The sequence below is a fragment of the Klebsiella africana genome (genome assembly GCF_020526085.1).
Classification (GTDB): Bacteria; Pseudomonadota; Gammaproteobacteria; order Enterobacterales; family Enterobacteriaceae; genus Klebsiella; species Klebsiella africana.
The window spans coordinates 1,307,122-1,323,925 of sequence record NZ_CP084874.1 but is presented as its reverse complement, the minus strand read 5'-3'; the positions used below and the strand labels follow the sequence as shown (position 1 = coordinate 1,323,925).

Sequence of the window (16,804 nt, the reverse complement as noted above, 5' to 3'; positions counted from 1 at the left end):
AAAGCCCGGCAGATGCGGGCTTTAAAGGATTCATGTTGGTGGGTAAATCTTGCTGATAGCTTATTTGCTTTTCTTGATGTGCTTGATCAAGCGCTTACGTTTACGCATCTGGTTCGGCGTCAGGGTGTTGCGCTTGTTGGCGAACGGGTTTTCCCCTTCCTTGAACTGGATCCGGATTGGCGTGCCCATCACGTCCAGGGATTTACGGAAGTAGTTCATCAGGTAGCGCTTGTAGGAATCCGGCAGATCCTTGACCTGGTTACCGTGGATCACCACGATAGGCGGGTTGTAGCCCCCGGCGTGGGCATATTTCAGCTTCACGCGACGGCCACGAACCAGCGGTGGCTGATGATCTTCGGCCGCCATGTTCATGATCCGGGTCAGCATCGCAGTGCTTACGCGGCGCGTAGCGCTATCGTAGGCTTCGCGTACCGATTCAAACAGGTTGCCTACGCCGCTGCCGTGCAGGGCGGAGATGAAGTGCACTCGGGCAAAATCGATAAAGCCCAGACGATAGTCGAGGGTCTCCTTCACCTGCTCTTTCACTTCCTGACTGAGGCCGTCCCACTTGTTGACGACGATCACCAGCGAACGGCCGCTGTTCAGAATAAAGCCCAGCAGGGAGAGATCCTGGTCGGAAATCCCTTCACGAGCATCGATCACCAGCAACACGACGTTGGCGTCTTCAATCGCCTGCAGCGTCTTAATAACCGAGAATTTCTCCACCACGTCAGTAATCTTGCCGCGCTTACGTACCCCGGCGGTATCGATGAGCACATATTCACGCTCGTCGCGCTGCATCGGAATATAAATGCTGTCACGGGTGGTACCAGGCATATCGTAGACCACAACGCGGTCTTCACCGAGGATACGGTTGGTGAGGGTCGATTTACCGACATTGGGACGTCCGACAATTGCCAGCTTGATCGGCAGATCCTGCGGATTGAAGTCGTCTTCCGGCTCTTCTTCCGCTTCGCCATTCTGCTCGGCTTCGAATTTCGCCCAGTATTCGGCGTCTTCATCCACCTCTTCCTGCGGATTAACCTCATCGACCCATGGCAGCAGGGCCTGCTCCAGCAGGCTGGTCACGCCGCGGCCGTGCGAAGCGGCAATCGGATAGATATCGCCCAGGCCGAGCGACCAGAAGTCCGCCATCGCCTGGTCGACGTCGATGCCGTCGGTTTTGTTAGCCACCAGGAAGGTGGGCTTTTCACGAGAGCGCAGGTGTTTAGCGATCGCGATGTCCGCCGGCATCAGGCCCGCGCGCGCATCGACCATAAACAGCACCACATCGGCCTCTTCGATAGCCAGCAGCGACTGCTCCGCCATCCGGGTTTCCACGCCCTCTTCTGTACCATCAATACCACCGGTATCGATACAGATGAATTCGCGGCCTTCGACTTCGGCCCGACCGTACTTACGGTCACGAGTCAGCCCCGGGAAATCCGCAACCAGCGCATCACGAGTGCGCGTCAGGCGGTTAAAGAGCGTGGATTTTCCAACGTTAGGGCGCCCGACAAGCGCGACCACAGGTATCATGTTAAATGCCTCATACAATCACTAAGCAACATCGTCTTAACGACGTTTTTAAAAAAGTCAAAACGGCCCCTGTCTGCCAGGGGCCGTTTCTTAATCACTCACGGCAGCGGTAATTAACGCGTAATCGCGTACAGCGTACCGTCTTTCGCCTGGATCAGCAGTCGACCATCGGCAACCACCGGATCGGTCAGGAAGCCGGAGCTGTCCACTTTCTGCTGCGCCACAAAATGGCCATCTTCCGGATTCACCCAGTGCATGTAGCCTTCGCTATCGCCGACGACCAGATTGCCATTATACAACACCGGCGCAGTCAGCAAACGGTGCAGCAGATCGCTTTGCGTCCACAGGGTTACACCGCCGTCGGTGGTCAGTGCCAGCAGGCGATCGTTCTGGTCAACCAGGTAGATACGGTTACCATCGACGATGAAATCATTCACCGAACCCAGCTCGCGTTTCCACATAATCTGGCCGCTACGCAGGTCCAGCGCGGTCAGGTTACCGTTATAAGCCAGCGCATAAACCACACCGTTAACGATGATCGGCGTCGTGTCGACGTCGTTCAGGCGGTCAATTTCCGTCGGGCCGGTGGCCGTAGAAATACGTTGCTGCCAAATCATCTGCCCCTGCTGCATCAATACTGCACTGACGCGGCCATTGTCGCCGCCGACGATCGCCGCACCATAAGCGGTCGCAGGCGCAGACTCGCCGCGCAGGGAGAGCGCTGGCATATCGAGGTTAACGGTCCACTTCACGGCCCCATCGGTCTCATTCAACGCCTGCAGCTGGCCGTTACTGGTATGCACCAGCACCATGCCATCGCTCACCACCGGACGCGACAGTGCCTCGCCAGCAACGCGGGTTTGCCAGGCCACGGTACCATCGCTGGTATTCAGCGCATACAGCTGCGCTTTCTCACTGCCGATATAAACATGGCCGCCAGAGACGGTCACCCCGCCGGAAAGCAGCGCTGGCGTGCGCGAGAACCAGCCATCTTTCTCCGCCAGATTCACCGACCACACCTCTTTGCCGTCATCGGCGTTCAGCGCTTTGACGGTGCCTTTACGGTCAGCAGCATACACTACGCCGTCGGCGAAGGCCGGATGAAGGTTAGAGTAAAATTCGCCGATACCATCGCCAACCGAGGTGCTCCAGGACGTGGACGGCGTAAACTGGTTTTCTACCGTCGGCAGCGGTGACATTTTCACCACATCTTCTTCGCTATTAAACAGCGAACACCCGCTCAGCAAGGTAACGGAAAGCAGCCCTGGCAACAGTAATTTACGCAATTGCATCGAGTCCCTCTCAGATGGACAAATTATTCATTTTCATACGCATCATTTCGCTGAGCGCAGGAGAAGCATCGCTTTTCACGCCAGCTTCCCACGCCGCACGGGCCCCTTGCTTATCGCCTTTGCTCAACAGAATTTCGCCGCGCAAATCGGCCACAATGGCGGTCCAGCCCTCACCTTTGATGCTGTCGAGGGTTTTCAGCGCCGCATCAGCCTGTTTCATCTGCAGTTGAACGCGGGCAAGACGCATGCTGATAACCGATTTCAGATTATCATCAGATGCGGCTGCCAGCCCCTGCTGCAGCTGCTTTTCAGCGTTCGGCAGATCGTTCTGTTCAACAAAATGCTGTGCCAGCTCGAGAGAGGCGAAGGCGCCGTAGGTATTTTTATTGTCAGCCGCGAATTTCTCTGCCCCTGACAGCACTTCTGGCGTATTCGATTTCAGCGCGGAAGTCGCCTTTTCGTAAGCCAGCGACGCGTCTCTGGCGGTATCCTGCTGATGGGAGGTCCAGTAGCGCCAGCCAACCAGCGCGCCAATCCCTAAAATCACCCCGACCGCCAGCGCTTTGCCGTTTTCGGCAAAGAAGCGCTTCAGCGCATCGACCTGATCGTTCTCGTTGTTAAAAGTTTCCACGCAGTCCTTCTCCTGACTAATAATTCCCGGGAGATTAACCCAGAAGTGTGCGCAAATGCGCGGCAACGCTCTCCTGCGTTACGGTAGTTTGCTCACCTGAGCGTAAATCCTTCACTACCACGTTTCCGTCAGCGATCTCTGACTCACCAATCACCAGGGCGATACGGGCGCCCCATTTATCGGCGCGGGCAAACTGCTTCTTAAAGTTGCCGCCGCCGTGGTTGGTCATCAGCTTCACGCCGGGCAGCGCATCGCGAACCTGCTCAGCCAGACGCATTGCAGCAGACTGAGTATCGGTCCCGGAGGCTACCAGGTATATATCGACAACAGGATCGGCTTTAAATTCCGGATTCACTGCCTGGACCAGTAAAACAAGGCGCTCTAACCCCATAGCAAAGCCTACGCCTGGAGTAGCACGACCGCCCAGCTGCTCAACCAGACCGTCGTAGCGGCCGCCGGCGCAGACGGTGCCCTGCGAACCAAGGCTGGTGGTCACCCACTCGAATACGGTGCGGTTATAGTAGTCGAGGCCGCGTACCAGACGCTGGTTGACGGTGTAGCGGATCCCGGCATCATCGAGCAGTGCGCACAGGCCGGCAAAGTGGGTTTTCGATTCTTCGTCGAGGTAATCGCCGAGCGCCGGCGCCTCGTTCAGCAGCGCCTGTACGTCCGGGTTCTTGGAGTCCAGCACCCGCAGCGGATTGGTGTACATCCGGCGTTTGCTGTCTTCATCCAGCTTATCGGTAAACTGCTCCAGGTATGCCACCAGCGCGTCGCGGTAGTTGGCACGAGCCTCCAGCGAACCGATGGAGTTCAGCTCCAGGCTGACGTGATCGGCAATACCCAGCTCGCGCCACCAGCGCGCGGTCAGCATAATCAGCTCCGCGTCGATGTCCGGGCCCTGCAGGCCAAACACTTCGGCGCCGATCTGATGGAACTGGCGGTAACGGCCTTTCTGCGGACGCTCGTGACGGAACATCGGCCCGACGTACCACAGACGCTGTTCTTGATTGTACAGCAGACCATGTTCGATGCCGGCACGTACGCAGCCCGCCGTCCCTTCCGGACGCAGCGTCAGGCTATCGCCATTGCGGTCTTCGAAGGTATACATCTCTTTTTCAACCACGTCGGTCACTTCGCCGATCGCGCGTTTGAATAACGGGGTCTGCTCTACAATCGGCAAACGGATTTCGCTGTAACCGTAGCTACCGAGCACCTGCTTCAGTGAGCCTTCAATGCGCTGCCAGAGAGCGGTTTCGCCCGGCAGATAATCGTTCATGCCACGGATGGCTTGAATGTTCTTTGCCACGTTTATTCTCTTTATATATACAAAAATGAACCCCGGCGCCTCGCGCCCGCAGGTTCAATCATACACGGGAAGCGTATCGCTTCCCAACACGTTATTTTGCTTCAACCTGTTGAACGTCAATCCGACGGGCTTCATCGAGCATCGAGGCTTTGGCGCGGATCCGCGCTTCCAGCTGGTCGATCATGTCGTTGTTATCCAGGCGATCTTTACGCACGCCGTCTTCATACAGGCCGCTTTTCTTGTTGCCGCCGGTCACGCCGAGGGTGGAAACCAGCGCTTCGCCCGGGCCGTTCACCACGCAACCGATGATCGAAACATCCATCGGAGTGATGATATCTTCCAGACGCTGCTCCAGGGCGTTTACCGTTCCGATAACGTCAAACTCCTGGCGTGAACAGGTTGGGCAGGCGATAAAGTTAATGCCGCGGGAACGAATGCGCAGAGATTTGAGGATATCGAAGCCGACCTTGATCTCTTCCACCGGATCCGCCGCCAGCGAGACGCGCAGCGTATCGCCGATCCCCTCGGATAACAGCAGGCCCAGGCCGATCGCGGACTTCACTGCGCCGCTGCGTGCGCCACCCGCTTCGGTGATCCCGAGATGCAGCGGCTGATCGATCTGTTTCGCCAGCAGACGATAGGATTCCACCGCCAGGAAAACGTCGGAGGCTTTAACGCTGACTTTAAACTGATCGAAGTTCAGACGATCAAGATGATCGACGTGACGCATAGCGGATTCGAGCAGCGCCTGCGGCGTCGGCTCGCCGTATTTTTCCTGCAGATCTTTTTCCAGCGATCCGGCGTTGACGCCGATGCGGATCGGGATGTTTTTATCGCGCGCGCAATCTACAACCATGCGGATGCGCTCTTCGTTGCCGATATTGCCCGGGTTGATACGCAGGCAGTCGACGCCATATTCCGCCACTTTCAGCGCAATACGGTAGTCAAAGTGGATATCGGCGACCAGCGGGACGTTAACCTGCTGTTTGATCAGTTTGAACGCCTCGGCGGCATCCATCGTCGGAACAGAGACACGGACAATGTCCGCGCCCACGCGCTCTAACGCTTTGATTTGATTTACCGTTGCCGCCACATCGGTGGTGCGCGTATTGGTCATTGACTGGACGGCGATGGGAGCCCCATCGCCAATTGGCACATTACCAACGTAAATACGTTTAGATTTTCTACGTTGAATCGGAGCCTGGTTATGCATGAAAAATCTCCCGCGTTACCCGTCTGTTACTGCGCCGGTGATGATTCGGCATTAAGGGTCAGACGCGCAACCTGGTTAGTTCTGATAAAACGACTCAAATCGACAGGCTTGCCAAGATACTGGATCTGTACCGCAGCCGGGGCGCCAATTTTCAGCTTATATGGCGCCTGACCGCTCAGGTTCAGGTTCCCGCCTTTACGCTGCAGGCCGCTGAACAGTTTTTTACCGGTGGCATCGCTCACTTCCAGCCAGCAGTCGGCGGAAAAGTTCATCACCAGATCCTGCGCCGACGCCGCCGGAGTCGTGACGTTCGCCTGATCGGTCGGCAACGGCGAGGCTGGGGTGGTAGCCGGAGCTGCCGGCGTCGTCCCCGCGGTATCGACATTGGCCTGGGAAGGCGCCACGACAGCGTTATTATCCGCTGGCGTCTGGGCCGGCGCGCTGGTGGTCGGTGCGCTGGCGGTATCGGTTGGCGCGCTGTTCGCGGCGCTATCGGCGGTCGGGGCTGCAGGGGCGCTGGTATCCAGCGGCACGTTCTGGCTGTTGGCGTCGCCGCCGTTCAGCTCAGCGGAAGACTGATCGGCCATGGTCGAAATCTCTTCCTGCTGCGCCTTATGGTCTTGCCACCACCAGGCGCCGCTCAGACCGATAACCACAAACAGCACCAGCCAGGTGAAGCTCATCAGCCAGCCGTCGCGCTTTTTGCGGCGCTTGCCTAAAGAGAAACTCTGCATTGGCGCGACTTTCGCCGCGCGAATAGGCGCCTGCTTGGCCATCATCGGCAGCAGCTCGTCTTCAGGGATATGTACGAGGCGAGCGTAGGAGCGGATGTAACCGCGCAGAAAGGTTGAGGCGAGGTCGGCGGGAGCCTTATCGTCTTCAATATCACGAACCGTGGACACCTTCAGGCATAAGCGTTCTGCCACCGCTTGCTGGCTAAGTCCGAGCTGTTCGCGGGCATGACGCAGACGCGCGCCCGTGGTGTTTGCTTCTTGATGATCTTGAGTGGCTTCAGTATTCATTCGCTACAACTACTGGTACGTGAAATTTAAAGTTCAGCGCGGGAAAAAGCCGGCGCCGCGAGACATCTGTGCTACGTCAGCCTCACAGTATAGGACTGTCAGCCGCGCGATCACAGAGACGAATCAAAATTGAATGCTAAGCGGTTGTTGTGCCGCTACATACTGCCTCAAAGTCGACAAAAACGCACCGTAATTATTAACCGAATCAGCGTATTTCGCCTGGCTATTGGCCATAAATATGACCCGTGCCACCTGCTTTGCACGGGTCATCATTTGTCAGACCGCTTTTACGTCAATCGCTTCGCCCTGCATCCGCTTACGCAGCGTACGCTTGGTCCGGTCAATAACGTCGCCCGCCAGCTGGCCGCAGGCGGCATCGATATCGTCGCCGCGCGTTTTACGCACGATGGTGGTAAAGCCGTACTCCATCAGGACTTTGGAGAAACGGTCGATGCGGCTGTTGGAGCTGCGACCATACGGCGCGCCCGGGAACGGGTTCCATGGGATCAGGTTGATCTTGCACGGCGTATCTTTCAGCAGCGCCGCCAGTTCATGGGCATGCTCGGTGCCGTCGTTGACGTGATCCAGCATGACGTACTCGATGGTCACCCGGCCCTGGTTGGCGTTGGACTTCGAAATATAGCCGCGCACCGAGTTAAGGAAGGTCTCGATGTTGTACTTTTTATTGATCGGAACGATTTCGTCACGAATGGTGTCGTTCGGCGCGTGCAGAGAGATCGCCAGCGCGACGTCGATCATATCGCCGAGCTTATCCAGCGCCGGCACCACGCCGGAGGTAGACAAGGTCACACGACGCTTGGAAAGGCCAAAGCCGAAATCGTCGAGCATGATTTCCATCGCCGGAACGACGTTGTTGAGGTTCAGCAGCGGCTCGCCCATGCCCATCATTACTACGTTGGTAATGGGACGCACGCCGGTGGTCTTCACCGCGCCGACGATTTTCGCCGCGCGCCAGACCTGGCCGATAATTTCGGATACCCGCAGGTTGCGGTTAAAGCCCTGCTGGGCGGTAGAGCAGAATTTGCACTCCAGCGCACAGCCAACCTGGGAGGAGACGCACAGGGTGGCGCGGTCTTCTTCCGGGATATAGACGGTCTCGACGCGCTGATCGCCAACGGCAATCGCCCATTTGATGGTCCCGTCGGTTGAGCGTTGCTCTTCAACCACTTCCGGGGCGCGGATCTCCGCCACTTCTTTCAGTTTACTGCGCAGGACTTTGTTGATGTCGGTCATTTCATCAAAGTCGTCGCAGCAGTAGTGATACATCCATTTCATCACCTGATCGGCGCGGAAAGGCTTCTCGCCCATGTTTTTGAAAAACTCGCGCATCTGCTGACGGTTTAAATCCAGCAGGTTGATTTTGGCATCTTTGTTCGGCACCGTCAGAGCGGCGGTATCAGGCGTGACAATTTGTTCAGACATAATGTTTTCCGGCCTCGTTATTACACGTTATGGCCCCAGGTGGGTTGAAAAAGAAACGCCCCGGAGAGCGACTGCTCGTCCAGGGGCGCTATATTCTACAAATTCTGGCGCATCATTGCCACGTTTGCACAAAGCAATGATAAAAAATCTGTAACTGACTGCTCAATCCTCTAAGGCTTTTCGATTGTCAGGCCAACGCCGCGACGGTCGAAAAGACGAGGTTATCATCTCCACAGTATTTCAGGTCACAGCGAGGCGGCGAGTTCGCACATCCCCGGGAGCATAGATAACTATGTGACCGGGGTGCGCGAAGGAAGCCAACAATGCTGTGGCGTGAAAGACGCAGGAGATTAGCGAGTGCGCGGGCAAACCTCGCCTTCAGCAAAGAAGAACGCGATTTCGCGGGCAGCGGATTCTACAGAGTCGGAACCGTGAGTGCCGTTCTCGGTGAAGCTGTCAGCGTAGTCAGCGCGCAGGGTACCCGCCAGGGCGTTTGCCGGGTTGGTGGCGCCCAGCAGGTCACGGTGACGCTGTACCGCATTTTCGCCTTCCAGAACGGAAACCACGATCGGGCCGGAGGTCATGAACTCAACCAGACCGTCGAAGAACGGGCGTCCTTCGTGCTCAGCATAGAAACCACGAGCCTGTTCAACGGTCAGGTGCAGCATTTTGGTGCCGACGATTTTGAACCCTGCAGCTTCAAAGCGGGAAAAGATGCTGCCAATAACGTTTTTTGCCACCGCGTTTGGTTTGATGATGGAAAAAGTACGTTCAATAGCCATGATTACCTCTAATTTAATGTTCTGTTGTTGCACATACGATCGTATGGCCTGGCGCGCATTATAATGAGCATCCCCGCCCCTGCCTACGGATGAAGGTAACATTTTGTTAAAATAAGATGAGTATTGAAAACACAAACCGCCAACAACAAATTTACCCTGGTTATTGCAGGGTAAAGCTGGCGGCCGCCGTTTGCCCCGCCTCATCCATGACCACCAGCTGCCACTCGCCGGGCTTATCCAGGGTGAGTGTGGTTCTTACGCCAGCGGCCTCTATCGGTTCACCGTTGAGAAACCACCAGCGCCGCCCTTCCCCACCGCTGGTTTGTAGCGACAACATCACCCGCGCCTCGCCCGGGAGACGTTTTATCACCGCGCCTTCACGGATGCCAGAGAGCACCAGCGGCGCGGCATCCTGAGTCTGTAACGGCGGGCATGCTTTCGATGCCGGACCCAGACGCACGGAGCGACGTTCCCCCTGCGGTAGCCAGGGATCCAGCGGCAGCGGCCAGACCTCAACCACACTTTCGCGCGCCCCGGGACAATCCGCCGCCACCCGTTCACCTTGTTCATTGCGCCACACCGGGAAGCGGATCCCGCGCACACCTTCCTGTCCCGGCAGCAGCAGAGTCGGCGGCTGGCTGGCATCGAGCAGCCAGCTGGCTAAGCGTCGGCGGCAGTTGCTGTCACCGGCCGGTAGATCCTGCCCGCCTGGCCAGCAAATAGTCCCACGGCTCACCGTTTGCGGGCGAGGATCGATCGGCAGCCCGCCGCGGCTCATCGCCGGGCGGGCCAGCAGCAGATTATTGACCTGGTTGAGTAGCGGCACGGCGCTGGCGAAACCAAACTGCCCCACCACCGGCGTACCGTCCGGACGCCCGGTCCAGATGCCTATCAGATAACGCGCATTAAGGCCCACCGCCCACGCGTCGCGATAGCCGTAGCTGGTGCCGGTCTTCCACGCCAGCGGGACCACCTGCGGCAGCGAGGCATCGGGAACCGGCTGCGCTTCGCCGGCCAGGATGCGCCGAACGATCCACGCCGCCCCCGGCGACATCAGTGCGCGCTCGTTCAGTGGATCGCCCGGTTTCAGGCGCAGCCGCGCCGCCTTGCCATGGCGGGCGAAGGCGCTGTACACCGCCACGATGTCTTCCAGTCGCGCCCCGGCGCCGCCGAGAATCAGCGACAGATTCGGCTCAGCGCCAGCGGGCAACGTCAGGGGCAACCCGGCATTGCGTAAATTCGCTGCGAAACGTTTGGGCCCGTAGGCTTCAAGCACCTGCACCGCCGGCAGATTCAGCGACCGCACCAAAGCCTCGCTGGCGCTCACCGGGCCGTGAAACCCGCTGTCGAAATTGCCGGGGCGATAATCGCTAAAGCGCCGCGGTACATCCTGTAATAGCGATGCCGGGTGAATCAGCCCCTCATCCATCGCCATCGCGTAGATAAAGGGTTTCAGCACCGACCCCGGCGAGCGTACCGCCGAGACCATATCAATATGGCCAAAGCGGCTGTCGTCGGTGATATCCGCCGAGCCCACCCAGCCGCGAACTTTCATATCTGTGTGGTCGACGACGACCATCGCCAGCGAACTGCGCGGCGGCAGGCGCGATTTCCAGTTCAGCGCCAGATCTTCCAGTTGCCGCTGGAGCCCGGCATCCAGAGTCGTCACCACCTTTTCATCACGACTGCTCGTCAGCACCCGGCGTGAAAAAAGCGGCGCCAGCTGCGGCATCTGTCGTGGAAACAGCCATACTGGCTCCTCCATCGCTTCCTTTACCGCCTGCTCAGGCCAGACGCCCTGACTGACCATGCGCGCAAGCACTTTATCACGCGCCGCCTGGGCCCGCTGCGGCCAGCGGTCCGGACGTAAACGACTGGGCGCCTGGGGCAGCACCGCCAGCAGCGCCGCCTCGCCGTAGCTAAGCCTGGCAGGCGGCTTACCGAGATAGGCCCAGCTGGCTGCGCCGATGCCCTGCAGGGTGCCGCCAAACGGCGCGCGGTTCAGATAGAGGGTAAGAATGTCGTTTTTTGACAGATGCCACTCCAGCTGCAGCGCGCGCCATAGCTGGCGTAGCTTGCCGCCGAAGGTGCGCGGATGAGGGTCGAGCAGACGCGCGACCTGCATGGTGAGCGTGCTGCCGCCCGAGATTACTCGCCCGGAAGTGAGATCCTGCCAGGCGGCGCGCAGCACCGCGAAGGGATTGACCCCTGGATGTCTCCAGAACCAGCGGTCTTCATACTGGATGAGCGCCTGCAGATAGCGCGGCGACACGTCGGCGAGAGTTACCGGATAACGCCATACGCCCTGCGCATCGGCAAAGCGCCAGAGCGGCGTGCCGTCTTCCGCCACCACCACCCGGGCAGGCGTGACGTCCTGCAGCGGCAGCGGCCACAGGCGATCGGCGGCCTGTACCGCCAGCCACAGCAGAAAAATAAACGCCGCCAGCCCGCGCCAGCGGCGTTTTACCCGAGGCAATACGCGCATTTACGGCGTCACGGTGAGCGGACCGCTGGCCGCTCCGGTCGCTCGCCACTGCGGCACATACATCGATTCCACCTGCGGCTGCGGGACCTGATAAGTGCCCGGCGTCACCGCCCGCGCCAGATAGACCAGCGTCACCGGCTGGCCTTCATTGACAGCGACAGCGGCGACGAAACGGTCATCGCGGAACTCGATATGCTGAATATCCGCCTGCTGCATCTGGTTAAGGAGATTTTGCACCGCGTCGCCATTCTCCTGCAGGCTGGCGCTGCTATTGGCCAGGTTCTGGTTTTCCAGCTCCAGACCGGCTGGCAACAAATCAACCACCAGCGCGTCAGGCACATTGCGTTTAGCGGTCACCTCCAGCTTGACCAGCACCAGCTCACCGCTGCGCAGTGAAGACAGCGATTTCTGCTGCCCCTGGGCATCGAAAATAGTGCGTTCAATCCCCAGGACGTTACCGCCCGGCTGCGGCGCGCTTTGCGGATAGCCGCTGCTGTCGAGGCGCAGCCACAGCGGCTGACTGCCAGTATTGCTCACCTGCAGCGTCGCCAGCCGATCGCCGTCGAGGTTGCGGGTTTGCGCTTTGTCGCCGGCCAGCGGCTCCGCCTGCAGCGAGGTTTGCGCCTGCCAGCTGCCCGGCAGGTCCGCCAGCGTCCGTCCAGCAAGGAACAAGGCGTTGGTTTCCTGGGTCGACAGCCAGCGCTGACCGTAGGCCTCTTCCGATAGCGTGCTCAACAGCTGATTTTGCACCTCCGGCAGCAGCTTATTCTCTTCCAGCAGCGCCAGCTTCAGGGCGTCATCGCGAAGCGGGCTGCCGTAATCACCCAGCCAACGATTCTCATCCTGGCGCGGGGTGGCAACCGCCAGCTTCATGGCCTCATCGCCGCGCGGCGCATCGCCCATGGTTTTCAGCGCAATGCCGAGCTGCAGCAGCGGCAAGCCGGAGCGTGCCTGGTCGTGACGGCTCCAGATTTCACGCAAGGCGCCGAGCGGCGCTTTTTGCTGACGCGCCAGCACCAGCGCGGCATAGGCCTGAGCGGCAAAGCGGCTGGCCTGGGCGTCGTCGCTGTAGCGCACGGTCATCAGCCCCGGCTCCTGCAGGTAGCGCAGCAGGCGTTCATTGCCTTTATTGATAGCGTTGACCGGCACGCTGTAACCCTGCTCGCTGGCGCGCACGAGAAAGTCCATGGCGTAGGCGGTCAGCCAGTACTCTTCCGGCCCCTCTCTATCCCATAGCGCAAAGCCGCCGTTTTCCAGCTGCATCTGTAGCAGGCGAGAAATACCGATATCGATGGCCGCGCGGCGTTTTTCGTCACTGTCCCCGCTGATGCCCAGCGCCTTTAGCTGCGCCGCGCTGGTGTACAGAGAAGGGAACAGGCCGCTGGCGGTCTGCTCAAGGCAGCCGTAAGGATAGGCTTTCAGCTCGCGGATATAGCGGGCGAGGTTCAGCGGCGGCTTGCCGCTGAGCAGCAGCTGGCCCTGCAGCGTTTGCGGGGCAACGCCCTGGCTCTGCGCCGCCGGCGGCTGCCAGCTTTCGCCGGGCTGCAGCACCGCGCCGCTGTTGACGGTCTGGGCCGGGAACGCCGGACGGACGCCGATTTTCCACTGTTTTTGCAGCGGGGCGAAGGTTTCACCCGGCAGGCTCAGGCCGCTGATGGTGGCATTAACTTGACCATCGCCAAAACCCGCCAGCGCGCTCACCGGCACGAACAGCGTGCTGCGCGCGCCCGGCGCCAGCTGCACCGGCGGCAGCTGGCCCTCGGTTAAGGTCACCAGCCCGCTGGCGGCAAGATGGACCTGCAGGGTTTGCGGTTTATCGGTCAGGTTGCTGAGATCCAGCGCCAGACGCGTAGTGTCGCCGCTGGCCAGGAAGCGCGGAGTGTTCAGCTCGGCGATGACCGGGGCGGCTACCACCACTTTATCTTCGCTGCTGCCGAAGTCATCCGCCGTCCACGCCTGAGCCATCACCCGCAGTTCGCCGTTAAAATCACCGATCGGCAGCGTCACCGTCCCTTCGCCCTGATCGTTCAGCACCACCGGCTGCGCCTGTTGGGCGATGATGGTCACGTGGTTAACCGGCGGTTTACCGCCGCGTTTTAACTCGTCGCCATCGCCGCCGAAGCGCAGACTGGCCACCCGCCCCTGCCCTTCAATCACCTGGCCGTAGATGTCATAGATATCCGCGCCGTAACGCTTCTGGCCAAAGAAGGCGTTCCACGGATCCGGCGTGGCGTAATCGGTAATATTCAGCACTCCGCTATCCACCGCGGAGAGCAGGACGTTGACCTGTTTCGGCACCTCGCCCTCTTTCACGCTGGCCTTCACTTTCACCGTCAGCGGCTGGTTGGGGCGCATTTTGTCCGGGGCCTCCAGCGCCAGCGTCAGGCGACGGTTTTCATCGCCCAGCGGCAGATGCAGCAGGCCTACCGCGCGTTTCGGCGTCGCCGAGCGCGATTTATCGCCAGGGCGAACCACCAGCGTGCTGAGGTAGAGGTCGTGGCGATTCCAGGTTTTATCCACCGGAATAGACAGGTCCATCCCCTCCGCCGGGACGTCAATTTCCTGCCACCATAGCGGCCCTTCACTGGATTCCACCATCGCGTAGCCTTTCCCCGCCGCCGGGGCGGCGATATGCAGTTTGATGGTATCGCCCGGTTTATAGCTCGGTTTATCCAGTTTCATGGTGACCCGGTCAGGACGCGCCGCGCCGGTACCTTCGCTGTTATCCTGCCAGCTGTAGCCGGCCCAGAAGCGCACGCTGCTGACGACATCGTCCGGCCCTTTCACCTCCAGACGATAGGAGCCCCACTCTACCGGGAAGCTCACTTTACCGATCTGGCCGGCCTGCAGATCCAGCGACTCCTCGCCCTCCTGCAGATCTTTTTGATCGAACTGCGACTGCCAGCCCTCGCTATCGGACCAGTTCCAGTAGTAGTCACGTCGTTCGCGGATCAGCCGCACCTGCAGACCGGAGATCGCTTTTTTCTCGCCTTTGGCGTCGGCATAGACGATATCAAACGCGGCGTTACTGTTTTCATCCACCACCGGCTGTTTCACGGTGGTATCGGTGCGGTAATCGTAAACGTCTTTCAGGGTAAATTGCGGGCGGATCCCCGGCAGCGCCTCGGCGGGCCAGATCGGCTGCTTAACCGTACGGGTCACCGGACGCCCCCCGGATTCCAGCAGGCTGGCCTGCAGCACCACCTGCAGCGGCGAGTGGCTATCCTGCCACTGGCTTGAGGTGGTCACTTCGCCATGGCCTTTTTCGTCCAACGTCAGCTGGACTTCATCCAGGCTACGAGAGAGGTTTTCTTCCGCAATATCGCCGAACTGGAAGCCCGGCAGCGCAGCGACGGCGTCGCGCAGCGGGCGCAGGAACAGCTTGCCCTGCAGCTGGTTGCCGCTGGCCGGCGCGCCGTAGAGATAAGCGCCGCTGACGTCAAAGCTGACGTCGGCAGTCGGCGCGACTGGCGCGGCCTGCGGCGTCAGGTTCAGGGCCATGCGTTCCGGCATAAAGTCTTCAACGTGGAAATCCCACTCGCGCGGCTGATTGTCGCCGGTGCTGGAGCGAATGTGCCACATGCCGGTAGCCGCGCCGCTGTCGAGCGGATAAGTAAACTGGTACAGGCCATTCACTGGTTTACACATCACCGAGCGGATTACCTGGCCGTCCGGCTGAACCACCTCCAGTTTCACCGGCTGCTCCGCCAGCGGCTTGCCGTCGCTATCGCGCAACAGCGCATTAAGGATCACCGTTTCGCCGGGACGATAGAGATCGCGCGGGCCAAACATAAAGAACTGTTTGCTAAAGCCGGGCGCCCCTGCGATAGAGAATTCCGCCAGATCCAGCGCCGGCAGCTTGAGATCGAGGAGCGTGGTTTGCCCCTCTTTGCGCGCCAGCAGCAGCGCGGCTTCTTTATCGGTTTGCAGGGTGACGTGGCCCTGGCTGTCGCTTTTCGCCTGCGCCAGGGTCTGCCCTTTGGCATTGAGCAGCTGCACCTCAATGCCCGACTGGGCGGCGCCGTTTTCCAGGCTCTGGGTAAAGACGTCCAGCCGGTTATGGTAGCGATGCGCCGAGACACCGATATCGCTGAGGGTAAACAGCGTCGCCGCGTTGCTGTAGCTATAGTGGCCCGCCGGGTTCATGACCGCCACGTAGACGCCAGGCTGCTGGAGCGGCTTGATGTCGCTCAGCGGCAGCAGCAGCTTTTCGCGAGTATTACGCGCCGGGTTGAGATCGAAGCGGCCGCTATAGACCAGATCCGCCATTTTCAGCAGTTCATCAGATTCCCAGTTGCTTAACGAGTTACGGTATTCCCACTGGCTGACAAAGGCGGAGAGTGATTCCGGCTTAATACGGAAGAAGTTAACGTCAACGTTATCGACGTTCAGCGCCATGACCGGCAGCCCGGCGACCACGTTGCCCGGCAGCAGCGAGCCGCGGCTGGCAAACCCAACGCTCGGTGCGATATCGCGGGTGGTCAGGGTCTTCTCAAACGGTTTGTCGAGCGTCGCCTTGTTCAGGGCGGTCAGCGTCGGGTCGACCGAGACAATCAGCTCGCGCTTTGGCTCAAGGTGACGCAGACGCAGCTCTTTCAGATTCGGCGCCAGCTCCCAGGCACCGTCGACCTTACCGCTTTTCTTGTCGACCAGATGCACGCTGCGGGAGAAATCCTGGTCCGGCTGCAGCGGCACGGAAAACGTCAGCACCAGGGTCGCGGCGCCATCCAGTTGCACCTCCGAGGCGTCGAGCAGCGTCAGCGCTTTGCCCTGGCTTTTTTCCGCCAGCGCCGCCAGCTGGGCGCGGTCCGGTTTTGCCGTCGCGCCTGGGTTGCTATCCGCGGCTGGCGCAGGGGCCGTGGCCTGCGGCGTACCGCTGTCATCACACCCGGTTAATGATAATGCGGTAAGGAGCGCCAGTGACAGCGCCGCTAAACGAAATGGTTTCATCCTTCTAACCCCTCGGCCGATGAGCCTGATGCAATTTGTCACATTTATTATGCGATATGGCGGCATATCTCAACAGTGACGAAGCGGGTTTCTGCCGATTAATCAGAAAAGTGCCGTGACGCCGTCCCCACTCTGGCG

Annotated in this window: 10 protein-coding genes; all 10 read right to left on the bottom strand. The window is 59.7% G+C overall.

Annotated features, from left to right (window positions below):
- Positions 1 to 60: 60 nt before the first annotated feature.
- Positions 61 to 1,539, bottom strand: a complete 1,479-nt coding sequence (gene der, locus LGL98_RS06450) for a ribosome biogenesis GTPase Der (protein ID WP_004144309.1) — start codon at positions 1,537 to 1,539, stop codon at positions 61 to 63.
- Between the two features lie 113 nt (positions 1,540 to 1,652).
- On the bottom strand, positions 1,653 to 2,831 hold the full coding sequence (gene bamB / locus LGL98_RS06445; RefSeq protein ID WP_002913889.1) for an outer membrane protein assembly factor BamB: 1,179 nt from the start codon (positions 2,829 to 2,831) through the stop codon (positions 1,653 to 1,655).
- A 10-nt stretch (positions 2,832 to 2,841) separates the two neighbouring features.
- Positions 2,842 to 3,462, bottom strand: a complete 621-nt coding sequence (locus tag LGL98_RS06440; protein WP_002913890.1) for a YfgM family protein — start codon at positions 3,460 to 3,462, stop codon at positions 2,842 to 2,844.
- A gap of 34 nt (positions 3,463 to 3,496) precedes the next feature.
- The gene (hisS, locus tag LGL98_RS06435) at positions 3,497 to 4,771 is read right to left on the bottom strand and encodes a histidine--tRNA ligase (protein ID WP_136030011.1); all 1,275 of its coding nucleotides are present in this window, start codon (positions 4,769 to 4,771) and stop codon (positions 3,497 to 3,499) included.
- A gap of 91 nt (positions 4,772 to 4,862) precedes the next feature.
- A complete protein-coding gene (gene ispG / locus LGL98_RS06430) occupies positions 4,863 to 5,984 on the bottom strand; it encodes a flavodoxin-dependent (E)-4-hydroxy-3-methylbut-2-enyl-diphosphate synthase (protein WP_002913892.1) in 1,122 nt (373 codons plus the stop codon).
- A 26-nt stretch (positions 5,985 to 6,010) separates the two neighbouring features.
- Positions 6,011 to 7,006: a cytoskeleton protein RodZ gene (rodZ, locus tag LGL98_RS06425; RefSeq protein WP_004149336.1), complete on the bottom strand. Its 996-nt coding sequence runs from the start codon at positions 7,004 to 7,006 to the stop codon at positions 6,011 to 6,013.
- Positions 7,007 to 7,282: 276 nt separating this feature from the next.
- Positions 7,283 to 8,449 (bottom strand): dual-specificity RNA methyltransferase RlmN, encoded by a 1,167-nt coding sequence (gene rlmN / locus LGL98_RS06420; RefSeq protein ID WP_002913894.1) that lies wholly within the window; start codon positions 8,447 to 8,449, stop codon positions 7,283 to 7,285.
- A gap of 350 nt (positions 8,450 to 8,799) precedes the next feature.
- Positions 8,800 to 9,231, bottom strand: coding sequence for a nucleoside-diphosphate kinase (ndk, locus tag LGL98_RS06415; protein ID WP_004144312.1), 432 nt, complete (start codon positions 9,229 to 9,231; stop codon positions 8,800 to 8,802).
- Positions 9,232 to 9,391: 160 nt separating this feature from the next.
- Positions 9,392 to 11,716, bottom strand: a complete 2,325-nt coding sequence (pbpC, locus tag LGL98_RS06410; protein WP_136030013.1) for a peptidoglycan glycosyltransferase PbpC — start codon at positions 11,714 to 11,716, stop codon at positions 9,392 to 9,394.
- Complete coding sequence (locus LGL98_RS06405; RefSeq protein ID WP_136030015.1) at positions 11,717 to 16,666, bottom strand: alpha-2-macroglobulin family protein; 4,950 nt, start codon at positions 16,664 to 16,666, stop codon at positions 11,717 to 11,719.
- Positions 16,667 to 16,804 lie beyond the last annotated feature (138 nt).

Bases quoted from the DNA above. Each gene is read 5' to 3' on its own strand.
- der (WP_004144309.1), bottom strand. From the start codon at position 1,539: ATGATACCTGTGGTCGCGCTTGTCGGGCGCCCTAACGTTGGAAAATCC.
- bamB (WP_002913889.1), bottom strand. From the start codon at position 2,831: ATGCAATTGCGTAAATTACTGTTGCCAGGGCTGCTTTCCGTTACCTTG.
- ispG (WP_002913892.1), bottom strand. From the start codon at position 5,984: ATGCATAACCAGGCTCCGATTCAACGTAGAAAATCTAAACGTATTTAC.
- rodZ (WP_004149336.1), bottom strand. From the start codon at position 7,006: ATGAATACTGAAGCCACTCAAGATCATCAAGAAGCAAACACCACGGGC.
- rlmN (WP_002913894.1), bottom strand. From the start codon at position 8,449: ATGTCTGAACAAATTGTCACGCCTGATACCGCCGCTCTGACGGTGCCG.
- ndk (WP_004144312.1), bottom strand. From the start codon at position 9,231: ATGGCTATTGAACGTACTTTTTCCATCATCAAACCAAACGCGGTGGCA.
- pbpC (WP_136030013.1), bottom strand. From the start codon at position 11,716: ATGCGCGTATTGCCTCGGGTAAAACGCCGCTGGCGCGGGCTGGCGGCG.
- LGL98_RS06405 (WP_136030015.1), bottom strand. From the start codon at position 16,666: ATGAAACCATTTCGTTTAGCGGCGCTGTCACTGGCGCTCCTTACCGCA.